9 protein-coding genes and 1 pseudogene are annotated in these 12,327 nt (G+C 59.9%); 3 read left to right on the top strand and 7 right to left on the bottom strand.

Features of this window, described 5'->3' with window-relative positions:
- Window positions 1-2 precede the first annotated feature (2 nt).
- On the top strand, window positions 3-3,071 hold the full coding sequence (locus tag MKZ87_RS10770; protein WP_266200852.1) for an efflux RND transporter permease subunit: 3,069 nt from the start codon (window positions 3-5) through the stop codon (window positions 3,069-3,071).
- A 223-nt stretch (window positions 3,072-3,294) separates the two neighbouring features.
- Window positions 3,295-4,688: pseudogene (locus MKZ87_RS10765) on the top strand (Fic family protein).
- On the opposite strand, the gene MKZ87_RS10760 reads toward MKZ87_RS10765, so the two are convergent.
- The 4 genes from MKZ87_RS10760 to plsB all read right to left on the bottom strand — a co-directional run bounded on the left by MKZ87_RS10760 (window position 4,685) and on the right by plsB (window position 9,121).
- Entirely contained in the window at window positions 4,685-5,374 is a 690-nt protein-coding gene (locus MKZ87_RS10760; protein ID WP_085697315.1) for a DUF4197 domain-containing protein, read from the bottom strand. The pseudogene MKZ87_RS10765 and the gene MKZ87_RS10760 overlap by 4 nt on opposite strands.
- A gap of 25 nt (window positions 5,375-5,399) precedes the next feature.
- Complete coding sequence (locus MKZ87_RS10755) at window positions 5,400-5,798, bottom strand: YbaY family lipoprotein (RefSeq protein ID WP_266200851.1); 399 nt, start codon at window positions 5,796-5,798, stop codon at window positions 5,400-5,402.
- Between the two features lie 45 nt (window positions 5,799-5,843).
- Window positions 5,844-6,530 (bottom strand): hypothetical protein, encoded by a 687-nt coding sequence (locus MKZ87_RS10750; protein WP_266200850.1) that lies wholly within the window; start codon window positions 6,528-6,530, stop codon window positions 5,844-5,846.
- A 92-nt stretch (window positions 6,531-6,622) separates the two neighbouring features.
- Entirely contained in the window at window positions 6,623-9,121 is a 2,499-nt protein-coding gene (gene plsB / locus MKZ87_RS10745; protein WP_085697318.1) for a glycerol-3-phosphate 1-O-acyltransferase PlsB, read from the bottom strand.
- Between the two features lie 237 nt (window positions 9,122-9,358).
- Between plsB and MKZ87_RS10740 the strand changes: the two genes are divergently transcribed.
- Window positions 9,359-9,568 (top strand): cold shock domain-containing protein, encoded by a 210-nt coding sequence (locus tag MKZ87_RS10740; RefSeq protein WP_007954750.1) that lies wholly within the window; start codon window positions 9,359-9,361, stop codon window positions 9,566-9,568.
- A 135-nt stretch (window positions 9,569-9,703) separates the two neighbouring features.
- Here the strand turns inward: MKZ87_RS10740 and MKZ87_RS10735 are convergent, their stop codons facing one another.
- The 3 genes from MKZ87_RS10735 to dapE all read right to left on the bottom strand — a co-directional run bounded on the left by MKZ87_RS10735 (window position 9,704) and on the right by dapE (window position 12,118).
- On the bottom strand, window positions 9,704-10,081 hold the full coding sequence (locus MKZ87_RS10735) for a hypothetical protein (protein WP_085697319.1): 378 nt from the start codon (window positions 10,079-10,081) through the stop codon (window positions 9,704-9,706).
- Window positions 10,082-10,157: 76 nt separating this feature from the next.
- Window positions 10,158-10,967: a putative RNA methyltransferase gene (locus MKZ87_RS10730; protein WP_266200844.1), complete on the bottom strand. Its 810-nt coding sequence runs from the start codon at window positions 10,965-10,967 to the stop codon at window positions 10,158-10,160.
- Window positions 10,967-12,118 (bottom strand): succinyl-diaminopimelate desuccinylase, encoded by a 1,152-nt coding sequence (dapE, locus tag MKZ87_RS10725; protein ID WP_085697321.1) that lies wholly within the window; start codon window positions 12,116-12,118, stop codon window positions 10,967-10,969. Before dapE ends, MKZ87_RS10730 begins: the two co-directional genes overlap by 1 nt.
- Window positions 12,119-12,327 lie beyond the last annotated feature (209 nt).

The raw sequence follows: 12,327 nt of genomic DNA, 5'->3' as shown, positions 1-12,327 counted from the left end.
CGATGGGTTTCAATCTTTCCGCCTGGGCGTTGCGCAATCGTCAGATCGTACTGTTCCTGATGCTTTTGCTGGCGATCGTCGGCGCCTTGTCCTACACCAAGCTCGGCCAGAGTGAAGATCCGCCGTTCACCTTCAAGGCCATGGTGATCCAGACCCGTTGGCCGGGCGCCACGGCCCAGGAAGTCTCGCGTCAGGTCACCGAGCGCATCGAAAAGAAACTGATGGAAACCGGTGAGTACGAGCGAATTGTTTCGTTCTCGCGCCCCGGTGAATCCCAGGTCACGTTCATCGCCCGTGACTCGATGCATTCGGTGGAGATTCCCGATCTCTGGTATCAGGTGCGCAAGAAGGTCAGCGATATTCGCCAGACCTTGCCGCCGGGCATTCAGGGACCGTTTTTCAACGATGAGTTCGGCACCACCTTCGGCAATATCTATGCGCTGACCGGTGACGGTTTCGACTACGCGGTGTTAAAGGATTACGCCGATCGCATCCAGATCCAGCTGCAACGGGTCAAGGATGTGGGCAAGGTCGATCTGCTCGGTTTGCAGGACGAGAAGATCTGGGTCGAGCTGTCCAACGTCAAACTCGCCACCCTCGGCTTGCCGCTGGCAGCCGTGCAGCAGGCGCTGGAAGAACAGAATGCGGTGTCCACCGCCGGCTTCTTCGAAACCGGCAGCGAGCGATTGCAGCTGCGGGTTTCAGGGAATTTTCAGACAGTCGAGGAGATCAGGAACTTCCCGATCCGGGTCGGTGATCGTACGTTCCGCATTTCCGATGTCGCCGATGTGCGGCGCGGTTTCAATGATCCTCCGGCGCCGCGCATGCGCTTCATGGGCGAAGACGCTATCGGTCTTGCGGTGGCGATGAAGGACGGCGGCGACATTCTGGTGCTGGGCAAGGCCCTGGAAATCGAGTTCGCCCGAATCCAGAAAAACCTCCCGGCCGGAATGCAGTTGCGCAAGGTCTCCGATCAACCCGCAGCCGTGAAAACCGGTGTCGGCGAGTTCGTCCAGGTGCTGGTCGAGGCGTTGGCCATCGTATTGCTGGTGAGCTTCTTCTCCCTCGGCGTGCGCACCGGCATGGTGGTGGCGCTGACGATTCCGCTGGTGCTGGCGATGACGTTCGCCTGCATGTATTACCTCGGCATCGGCCTGCACAAGATTTCCCTCGGCGCGCTGGTGCTGGCGCTGGGTTTGCTGGTGGACGACGCGATCATCGCCGTGGAAATGATGGCGATCAAAATGGAGCAGGGTTTCGACCGGATCAAGGCTGCCAGTTATGCCTGGACCAGCACCGCGTTCCCGATGCTCACCGGTACGCTGATCACCGCCGCAGGATTTCTGCCGATTGCCACGGCGCAGTCCGGCACCGGCGAATACACTCGCTCGATCTTCCAGGTGGTGACCATCGCTTTGCTCGCATCGTGGGTGGCGGCTGTGGTGTTCGTGCCATATCTGGGAGAAAAGCTCCTGCCGGATCTGGCGAAAATTCATGCGGCCAAACACGGGGCCGCTGACGGCCATGCTGACCCCTACGGCACTCCGTTCTACCAACGGGTGCGGCGTCTGGTGGAGTGGTGCGTGCGTCGGCGCAAAACCGTGATCGTGCTCACTGTGCTGCTGTTCGTGGCATCGGTGGCGTTGTTCCGGTTCGTGCCGCAGCAGTTCTTCCCGGCTTCCGGGCGACTGGAGTTGATGGTCGATTTGAAACTTGCCGAAGGCGCCTCGCTGGCCAATACCACGGGCGAGGTCAAACGCCTGGAAGCGATGCTCAAGGATCACGCCGGCATCGACAACTTTGTCGCTTACGTCGGCACCGGTTCGCCGCGTTTCTACCTGCCGCTGGATCAACAACTGCCGGCGGCGAGTTTTGCTCAGTTCGTCGTTTTGGCAAAAACCATCGAGGAGCGCGAAGCGCTGCGCACGTGGTTGATCGACACTTTGAACGAGCAGTTCCCGGCCCTGCGCTCGCGGGTCACGCGCCTGGAAAACGGTCCTCCGGTTGGCTATCCGGTGCAGTTCCGCGTCACCGGCGAGCACATCGAAGAAGTTCGTGCACTGGCCCGGAAAGTCGCGGCCAAGGTGCGTGAGAATCCGCATGTGGTGAACGTGCATCTGGACTGGGAAGAACCGAGCAAGGTCGTGTATCTGAACATCGATCAGGATCGCGCCCGGGCGCTGGGCGTGAGCACGGCAAATCTGGCGAAATTCCTCCAGAGTTCGCTGACCGGTTCCAGCGTCAGCCAGTATCGCGAGGACAACGAACTGATCGAAATCCTCCTGCGCGGCACCGTGCACGAGCGCACCGAGCTGTCGTTGCTGCCCAGTCTGGCGGTGCCGACCGACAACGGTCGCAGCGTCGCGCTGTCGCAGATCGCCACGCTGGAATATGGCTTCGAGGAAGGCATCATCTGGCACCGCAATCGCTTGCCGAACGTGACCGTGCGCGCGGACATCTATGGCAAGGAGCAGCCGGCGACGCTGGTGAAGCAGATCATGCCGACGCTTGATCCGATCCGTGCCCAATTGCCGGACGGCTATCTGCTGGATGTCGGCGGTACGGTGGAAGATTCGGAACGGGGGCAGAAGTCGGTGAACGCCGGTGTGCCGATGTTCATTGTCGTGGTGTTGACGTTGCTGATGGTGCAGCTGCGCAGTTTCTCACGCACGGCGATGGTGTTTCTGACCGCGCCTTTGGGGTTGATCGGGGTGACGCTGTTTCTGCTGGTATTCCGTCAGCCGTTCGGGTTTGTGGCGATGCTCGGGACGATCGCGTTGTCGGGGATGATCATGCGTAACTCGGTGATTCTGGTGGATCAGATCGAGCAGGATATTGCGGCGGGGCTCAAGCCCTGGCAGGCGATCATCGAGGCGACCGTGCGGCGGTTCCGGCCGATTGTGTTGACGGCGCTGGCGGCGGTGCTGGCGATGATTCCGCTTTCACGCAGTGTGTTCTTCGGGCCGATGGCGGTGGCGATCATGGGCGGGTTGATTGTTGCTACTGCTCTGACGCTTTTGTTTTTGCCGGCGTTGTATGCGGCTTGGTTCAGGGTGCGTAAGGAGTCCTGAAACCTTTTGAGCGTGGCGGCCTGTCTGCCGACCATGATCTATCGGTTAAACTCAATCCTGTCGGATCTGGCCTGCTGGCGATGTCAGCCTGACAGCTGAGCAAAACAATGGTGTAGGACTCTGCGACGCCTCCTACAAGTTTTCCAGAAGCCTCCGATATTGAGTCGCTGTGTGGGCGGTGCTGTACTCGATGCTGTTTTTCAGCCTTGGTTGAGCAGCGTTGATGAAGAAACCGCCAGTATTGAAGGGTCGGGCCGATCCGGTCTTTGAGTTATTGATGCGACCGCCTCACAAGCAGCGTCTGGCGGATTATCTTGCGCTGCTCAAGCCGCTGGATGATCAGGGACGGTATCTGCCTTTTGAGGATTTGCGGTATCGCTGGGCCAGCGGGCTGGATTCGCGTTTGTGTTGGGCGCTGGTCAAGAAGGCGCGGGCCGCTCAGTACATTCATCTTCTGCCTCTGGGGGAGCCGGCGCAGTGGGGGAAGTTTGTGCCGACGCCAACCGCGCAGAAGGCCCTTTCAGTGGTTGATCGGCAAACCACGACGGCATCGCTGGAATACATGACCAGCCAGATAGGCGAGCGGGCGCATTTCAGTTATCTGCTCAACGATTTGATCGAGGATGAGGCGATCAGTAGCAGTCAGCTGGAGGGCGCCGCGACCACCACTCGTGTCGCCAAGGACATGCTCAAGCAACGGCGTCAGCCGCGTACGCCGGATGAGCGGATGGTCATGGGTAATTACCGGATGATGAATTTCGCCTGGGAAAAACGTTACGAACCTTTGAGCGTGGAGTTGATTGCGTCGATGCATCGGGTCGGTGTCGAGGGTATTGATGACGAGCAGTACGACCCCGGGCTTTTCAGGACGAACGATGAAGTGGTGGTGCAGGACGGCGAAGGGAATACCGTGCACTCGCCACCGCCTGCGGTCGGATTGGTGAGGCGACTGGATTTGCTCTCGCAGTGGATCAATCAACCACAGGGCTCACCTCGACAAAAAAACTACCTGCACCCGCTGATCAAGGCGATCACGCTGCACTTTGCCCTGGGCTATGAACATCCCTTTCGCGATGGCAACGGGCGGGTCGCCAGGGCGCTGTTTTACTGGTTCATGTTCAAGCACGAGTTTTCGGCGTTTCGCTATATCGCGATCAGTCTTTTACTGCGCAACGCGCCGGTAAAGTACGGGCGGTCGTATTTGCACAGCGAGGCTGATGAGCTCGACCTGACGTACTTCATCGAGTTTCAGTGTTCGGTGATTTTGCGGGCGGTGGAGGGTTTTACCGATGTGTACCGCAAGAGTGTGGCGTACAGCGAAGGCTTCGAACGCTGGCTGACCTGTTCGGGCTTTTTTGATCGGCTGACAGAGCGACAGCGGTCGATTTATCAGGTGGCCAGGAGCGGGGTGGCGAAGGAATTTACGGCGGGGACGTCAAGGAGCATCTTGGTTGTGCCTACAACACAGCGGTGTTGACGTTGAGCGGGTTGGTTGAACTGCAGGTTTTCGAGAAGAAAAAAATGGGACGCGAGTGGGTGTACTTTTTACGTGTGTCTGCTGGCGACGGATTGAACAACGGGAGTGAAAAAGCTCACTCCCGTGTGGTGCCGGTTTAGAGGGTACCGAACACTTTTTTCGCCAGACTCGTCGCCGCAGCAGCCGGGTTCTTGCGGATGGTTTCTTCCTGTTTTCCGATCATCTCGAACAGGCCGTTCAGCGCTTGTTCGGTCACGTAGCTTTCGATGTTGGCGCTCTTCGCATCGACCACCCCGAAGGTCGCGGCCTGGCCGGCGAAGGCGTTGTATTTCTGGGCTACGCCGACTTTGTCGGTCGCCTGTTTGACGATGGGCAGGAACTTGGTGCGGATCTGTTCGCGGCTGGATTTGTCCAGGTATCGGGTGGCGGAGTCGTTGCCGCCGCTGAGGATACCCTTGGCGTCTTCCACGCTCATTTTCTTCACGGCGTCGACGAGGATCGGCTGGGCCTGGGTGACGGCGGTTTCCGCAGCCTTGTTCATGGCGGTTTCCAGTTCCTCGACCTGGGCGCCCATGCCGAAGGCTTTCATCTTGCCGGCGACTTTGCCGAGTTTGCCCGGCAGTTCGATCTTCACGTCCGGATTGTTGCTGAAGCCGCCCGGAGTGCCGAGTTGTTTGACGGCCAGTTGCGCGCCCTGGGTCAGAGCATCCTTGAGGCCGCCGGTGGCGTCGCCTTGCGACAGGTCGCTGAGGGACAGGGCCATGGCGCTGGCGGAGATCATCAGGCCCGCGCACAGGCCGGCGAAGCGAAGGGTAGGGCGGAGCATGAAGGCTTCCTTATTCATGGGTGCGTTAGCGGGCAGCGTCGACGCGGATCTTCAGCGGCTGGGGATCCTTGCCATCGAGCTGCACGGCATGGTTTTCGGTGGTGATGAACATCAGCTCGCCGTTGACTTCGATGCGTGCGCTGACCGAGTAGCGGTGGCCGGGTTTGACCTGGGTCGGATCGTAGCTCAAATGGAACGGCAGCGGCACTTGTCCCTTGATCGGGCCTTTCTGTTCATCGAGCACGACGGCCGGCGCATCGGCCAGCGAAACGTCCTGCAGGCTCACGCTCAAGGTCGCACTTGGCGGCAGGGCGATGCGCTGCAGGTAGAACACTTCGCCGTCGAGGCTCGCTTTGCCGCTCGGTGTGATGGATTGGCAAGCGCTCAACAAGGTGGCGGCGGCGAGAAGAGAAAGTTTTTTCATGGGGACCTCAAAAGACTTGAGCGCCAGAGGGGCGCCCAGAGAAATCTAGCGGATTTTGGATAATGAGTCAGTGAGCAAACGTAACGGTTCATTCAGCCACTGATTGATCATCCCCGACAGGCGCGATCGGGGCGCACGTGTCGCAGGTACAAGTTCAATATCTTCAGGAAATACGGACAGCCGTTGGTGATACCTGTTTTCTATTCCCGTCAGTGCATACCGTTTGCCCGGCACCACATGCTCCGGATCATATTTAAGATAAAACGAAGTGGCAGTTTCCTCATCGTGAGAAACGCGCGCCAGTTCGACATCGGGACTTTCGTTTTCATGCAGGCTGATGGTGATTGCCTGTTCGGGGGGAATCATTTTGGGTTCCTGCACTTCAACGTACAGGTAACCGATCGGACTCAGATGCAGCGTCTGGCGATGGGGCGCCTGATGAACAATGACGAAATGTGCCTGCTCCAGTAGCAAGGGTTGTCGATTGTGAAACAACTGGATGGTGATGCGGTATTTGACGCTGACTTCACTGTGTCGGTGCGGGAACCGGAAGTTCCACTGGCCGCCGACAATGGAGGGATGTCGCCAGTGTTTGATGTTTGTTGTTTGCCGGGTGTTGACCCGTTGAACATCGACAACGGTTTCATTGTTTCCGTCGAGAGGGGCATTGAAGTCAGGTGGAAGGCTGAACGTTATATTGATGGTCTGGGCGGATTCATCAATCAGGCTCATATCGATTTCCTTATCGATTAAAAAGAGCCCATTAATTCATAAAACAACTAACTGGAAAACGATCCGGTCTTCCGGTTAGTTGTCCTCAAGTTTCAGGAAGTCGGCGAGGTTGCAGTTTCCGCCGCATCCTCACTGCGATGTAGCGCCACCTGGCGGATCGACAATCGAATCTCCGCCGGCAACACCCGTTTGGCCGCGCCCTCGGCCAGTTCGCCTAGCAGTTCGTGATAACTCAACTTGCCTGCTTCGTCGCGACGCAGCACATCAAGATCGAGCATCGTCTGGATAAAGTGACGGAACAGGCTCTTGTCGAAAAACTCCGGCGCGTTCAGGCCATGCAGGATCGACAGGCGTTGGGCCATGACCGTGCACAGGTCTTCCAGTTCTTCGGCGCTGATGCTGTTCTGGCCGCTGTTGAGCAGCAGTGAAACCGTCATGTAAAAGCGTTGCAGGGTCTGGGCAATGCTCTTCGACAGCAACGTCAGCAGCACGAAATGCCGCGAGCTCGGCGCCGGGCGCAGGTACACGTCTTTCTCGAAGCGCAGCAGGCCTTGTTCGACGAAAGCCTCCAGCCACTGATCGATCACCGCATCCAGTTCGTCCAGGCTCCAGCGGATGAACAGCTCCGCTTGCAGATACGGATACAGCGCGCGGGTGTAACGCAGGATCTGCTCGCGGCTCATGCGCGAAGTGCTCTGGAAGAAGCTCGCCAGCAGCGCCGGCAGGGCGAAGATATGCAGCACGTTGTTGCGGTAGTAGGTCATCAGGACGGCGTTCTGCTCGTCCAGATAGAGAATCTTGCCCAGCGCATCGTTTTGCTCGGACAGCAGATCCATGTCTTTGACGTGTTCGATCAATGCCCGGCCATCACCCTCCGGCAGGGTGGTGTGCGGCGAGTACGGGACCTTGCGCAACAGCGCCAGATACAGATCCAGCACCCGCGCCATGGCCCGATCATCCAGCGCCAGACGAGTGGTCGACAGCAGCGCCAGCGCCACCAGGTTGACCGGGTTGATCGCTGCTGCTTCGTTCAAGTGCTGCGCGACTTTTTCGCCAAGACGATTGGTGGTTTCGTTGAGCCATGCCGGTTTGAACTGCGGACCGAGTTCCTGCTGGCGCCAGCCCGGCTGTTCACTGTCGAGGAATTCCGCGAGTTTGATCGGCTCGCCGAAGTTCACCGCCACCTGGCCGAAACGCTGCTTGAGCGCGCCAATGACTTTGAAGATGTCGAAGATCGATTCTTTCTTCTTGCTCGCGCCGCGCAGTTCGCCGAGGTAGGTCCGGCCTTCGAGCACCCGCTCATAACCGATGTACACCGGCACGAACACGATCGGCATCCGCGACGAACGCAGGAAGCTGCGCATCGTGATCGCGAGCATCCCGGTTTTCGGTTGCAGCATGCGTCCGGTGCGCGAGCGACCGCCCTCGACGAAATACTCGACCGGGAAACCTTTGGTGAACAGGGTGTGCAGGTATTCGTTGAACACCGAGGTATACAGCGGATTGCCCTTGAACGTGCGGCGCATGAAGAATGCCCCGCCACGGCGCAGCAGGCTGCCGATCACCGGCATGTTGAGGTTGATCCCGGCGGCGATGTGCGGCGGGGTCAGGCCGTTGCGAAACAGCAAGTACGACAGCAGCAGGTAGTCGATGTGGCTGCGGTGGCACGGCACGTAGATCACTTCGTGGCCCTGGGCGACCGCCTGCACGCCTTCGATGTGGTTGACCTTGATCCCGTCGTAGATCTTGTTCCAGAACCAGCTCAGCACCACTTCCAGAAAACGGATCGCAGTGTAGGTGTAGTCCGAGGCAATCTCGTTGCCGTAGCGCAGGGCCTGGGCCTTGGCTTTTTCCGGCGAGATGTTTTCGCGCTCGGCTTCGTCGAGGATCGCCTGCCTGACCAACGGCTGGTTGAGCAGGCCTTTGACCAGGTTACGGCGGTGGGAAATGTCCGGGCCGATCACCGCAGCTTTCAGGTTGCGGAAGTGTACCCGCAGGATCCGCTGGGCCATGCGCACGGTGCGTTCGTGGCCCTTGTTGTGCTCGATCAGTTCGCGCAGGTGGATCGGCGCCGAGAACTGCACGCGGGTCTTGCGCCCCAGAATCATGATGCTCAGCAGCCGACGCAGGCGCCCGGTGACAGCCCAGCTGTCGGCAAACAGCAGTTTCCACGGGCTGTTTTCGCTGTCCGGCGACTGGCCCCAGAACACGCTGACCGGAATGATCTGCGCGTCTTCGGCAGCGTTCTGGCTGAGGGCGCTGACCAGTCGGGTCAGGGTCGGCGGTGCGCCGCGCTTGTCCTGGCGGCCGAGCCAGTCCGGGTCCGGCGTCAGGTAGAAAAACGCCGCCGGCTCGATCAGCGAACCCACGGACACCGGCAGCACCGGGCGCGGCAGGCCGGCCTTGGTGCACTCGGTGTCGACCACCGCCAGATCAGTCAGCGATGGATTTTGCAGGACGTAGAACACCGGACGACTGCGGTCGAGGTTGAGGGTGAACGACGACTGGTTGATCGTCTCGGAGCGAACCCAGAGATACAACAGTCGGCGCAAGGTGCCAAACACAAGACGGCGGAACGGGGAACGGGTCATACGGCTTCTGCGTGAGTGAATAAACCGAGCGTTTGCTCGGGCGGTCGATAGTGTGCCGGATTCATGGAAAATCGGCAAAAAAGCGGCGAAGTAATCTCCTGTTGAGAGTTTCGTCGCCTGTCATATACTCGGCGGTCTGTCGCCGGGGCCCTTTTATGGACGTCGGACGCAGGCTGACGTTCCGCAAAGGCTTTCCTGCGAAAAGCCTGTTCAATAATAAAAAAGGAGTATGAACAGATGGCAACACGTGAAACCGGCAACGTGAAGTGGTTCAACGACGCCAAGGGCTACGGCTTCATTCAGCGCGAAGACGGGGTGGACGTGTTTGTGCACTACCGCGCGATTCGCGGCGAAGGCCACCGTTCGCTGACCGAGGGGCAGCAGGTTGAATACGCGGTGGTGGAAGGGCAGAAGGGGTTGCAGGCTGAAGACGTTGTAGGTCTGTAACGCAAATCTTCAGAACACCAAAAACACTGTGGGAGCGAGCTTGCTCGCGATGGGGCCCTTTCAGTCAACATTGATGTTGAATGTCCGACCGCAATCGCGAGCAAGCTCGCTCCCACAGGTTTTGTGCATTGTCTGTTACGCAGTCTTCCAGGTGATCTCTTCTTCACCATCGGCGCTGATCCGGATCCAGCGATCCGCCGTCTCTTCACCTTCTTCTTCAACCCACGTCCCCGGCGCGCAGCGTACTTCGACGTTCAGCGCGGCGAACGCGGCGCGGGCGCAGGCAATGTCGTCGTCCCATGGGGTCGCATCGCTTTCCAGGTACAGGCTGTTCCACTTGCCCACGGCTTTCGGCAGCCAGGTCACGGGGATGTTGCCGGCCTTGCACTTGTACGTCTGGCCTTTCTGTACCCATTCGCTGCACGGGCCAAGGGCGGCGCCCAGCCAGGCGGAAATGGCCTTGTGGTCGACGTCGGCGTCTTTCAGGTAAATCTCGATGTCCGGTTGGCGCATGGATGTCCTCACTGCGGGTCTGAAAAATCCATTCGCGGATTTAGCCGGCCCCGGGCTACTTGCCCGAGTCCAAAAGTTATTGAAGAACGAAATAATCGTAGCGCATCGATACGGTGGTCACGAACGGCTCGGCCTGCTCGATCACCGCCGCACGGCGCTCGGCACTGGCACGCCAGCCGTGGGGCGTCATCGCCAGCAGGTTGGCGCGATCCTCGGGCTTGTCCAGCGTCAGTTTGAATTCCAGGGTTTCACTGTGCGTCAGCGCCATGCCTTCCGGCACCAGGGTCAGGTGCTTGTCGTCGGTGTACTCGCGTACTTCGTCGTACAGGCGTTCGCGCAGTTCCATCAGATGGCCGCTGGTCGGGCCGACTTTCATCAGGCCGCCGCCAACGCTGAGCAGGCGCTTGGCTTCCTCCCAGTCCAGCGGACTGAAAACGCTGGCCAGAAACTGGCAGCTGCCGGAAGCCAAGGGCACGCGGGCCATGCTCGCAATCAACCAGGTCAGCGCCGGATTGCGTTTGCAGGCGCGTTTGACGGCTTCCTTCGAGATATCCAGTGCGTAGCCATCAGCGTCCGGCAAGGCCTCGGCGATCTGCGCGGTGTAGTAACCCTCGCCACAACCGATGTCGACCCAACGGGCCGGCGCATAACTCGCCGCCAGTTCCGCCAGACGTTTGGCCACCGGCGCGTAATGGCCTGCGTTCAGGAAATCGCGGCGGGCCTCGACCATCGCCTGATTGTCGCCGGGATCGCGGCTGTTCTTGTGCTGCACCGGCAGCAGATTCAGGTAACCCTGACGCGCACGGTCGAAGCGGTGGCCGGCGGGGCAGGCCACGCCGTTGTCCACCGCGTTCAGCGGTTCACTGCAGATCGGGCACGCGAGCATCAGGCGAGCAACTTGATCAGGGTCTGGTAGTAGATTTCGGTCAGCACATCGAGATCGGCCGCCAGCACGCGCTCGTTGACCTGGTGGATGGTCGCGTTGACCGGGCCCAGTTCGACAACCTGCGTGCCCATGGTCGCGATGAAACGACCGTCGGAGGTTCCGCCACTGGTGGACGGCTTGGTCTCGCGGCCGGTGATCTGTTTGATGCTCGACGACACCGCGTCGAGCAGTGCGCCCGGCTCGGTGAGGAACGGCAGACCGGACAGCGCCCAGTCGATATGCCAGTCCAGACCGTGCTTGTCGAGGATGTCGGCAACGCGTTTCTGCAGGCCTTCGACGGTCGATTCGGTGGAGAAACGGAAGTTGAACAACGCCACCAGATCACCCGGGATCACGTTGGTAGCGCCGGTGCCGGAATTGACGTTGGAAATCTGGAAACTGGTCGGCGGGAAGAAATCGTTGCCGTGATCCCAATGCTCGGCGGCCAGTTCGGCCAGGGCCGGGGCAGCGAGGTGGATCGGGTTCTTCGCCAGGTGCGGATAGGCCACGTGGCCCTGCACGCCGCGCACGGTCAGTTTGGCGCCGAGGGAGCCGCGACGACCGTTCTTCACCACGTCGCCCACCAGCGTGGTGCTCGATGGCTCGCCGACGATGCACCAGTCCAGTCGCTCGTTACGGGCTGCCAGACGTTCCACCACCGCCTTGGTGCCGTGATGCGCCGGGCCTTCTTCGTCGCTGGTGATCAGGAACGCGACCTTGCCCTTGTGATCCGGGTAGTCGGCGACAAAACGCTCGGCTGCCACAGTCATCGAGGCCAGGCTGCCTTTCATGTCCGCCGCGCCACGACCGCAAAGCATGCCGTGCTCGTCGATCACCGCGTTGAACGGGTCGATCTGCCAGGCGGTCACCGGGCCGGTCGGCACCACATCGGTGTGACCGGCGAAGCACAGCACCGGGCCGTCGCCTGTGCCGTGAGTCGCCCAGAAGTTATCCACATCTTCGATGCGCATCGGTTCCAGCTGGAAACCGGCATCGCCCAGGCGCTGCATCATCTGCTTCTGGCAATCGGCGTCGACCGGCGTCACGGACGGACGGCGGATCAGGTCGATGGCGAGTTGGAGGGTCGGCGAAAGGTCGGCGTGGGCCGTCATGGAAAACTCCGGATGCTGTAAATGTGGGAGCGAGCTTGCTCGCGATGACGATGTCCTGTTCAACATAAGTGTTGAATGTGACGGACTCATCGCGAGCAAGCTCGCTCCCACAGGTCTAGTGGCAGGCCATCGGGGCCTTGGCCCTGCAAAATGGCGGTTATCTTAAAGCAAAACGGCGACCATTGGCCGCCGTTTAGTGCATCCGCAAG

Source organism: Pseudomonas sp. MCal1, from assembly GCF_026341415.1.
GTDB lineage: Bacteria > Pseudomonadota > Gammaproteobacteria > Pseudomonadales > Pseudomonadaceae > Aquipseudomonas.
This window is presented reverse-complemented; position numbering and strand designations above follow the sequence as displayed.

What these genes read in the sequence shown, in the direction of transcription:
- dapE (WP_085697321.1), bottom strand. Translation starts at nt 12,118, where the DNA reads ATGACGGCCCACGCCGACCTTTCGCCGACCCTCCAACTCGCCATCGAC.
- MKZ87_RS10730 (WP_266200844.1), bottom strand. Translation starts at nt 10,967, where the DNA reads ATGCTCGCGTGCCCGATCTGCAGTGAACCGCTGAACGCGGTGGACAAC.
- MKZ87_RS10740 (WP_007954750.1), top strand. Translation starts at nt 9,359, where the DNA reads ATGGCAACACGTGAAACCGGCAACGTGAAGTGGTTCAACGACGCCAAG.
- MKZ87_RS10750 (WP_266200850.1), bottom strand. Translation starts at nt 6,530, where the DNA reads ATGAGCCTGATTGATGAATCCGCCCAGACCATCAATATAACGTTCAGC.
- MKZ87_RS10735 (WP_085697319.1), bottom strand. Translation starts at nt 10,081, where the DNA reads ATGCGCCAACCGGACATCGAGATTTACCTGAAAGACGCCGACGTCGAC.
- MKZ87_RS10755 (WP_266200851.1), bottom strand. Translation starts at nt 5,798, where the DNA reads ATGAAAAAACTTTCTCTTCTCGCCGCCGCCACCTTGTTGAGCGCTTGC.
- MKZ87_RS10770 (WP_266200852.1), top strand. Translation starts at nt 3, where the DNA reads ATGGGTTTCAATCTTTCCGCCTGGGCGTTGCGCAATCGTCAGATCGTA.
- plsB (WP_085697318.1), bottom strand. Translation starts at nt 9,121, where the DNA reads ATGACCCGTTCCCCGTTCCGCCGTCTTGTGTTTGGCACCTTGCGCCGA.
- MKZ87_RS10760 (WP_085697315.1), bottom strand. Translation starts at nt 5,374, where the DNA reads ATGCTCCGCCCTACCCTTCGCTTCGCCGGCCTGTGCGCGGGCCTGATG.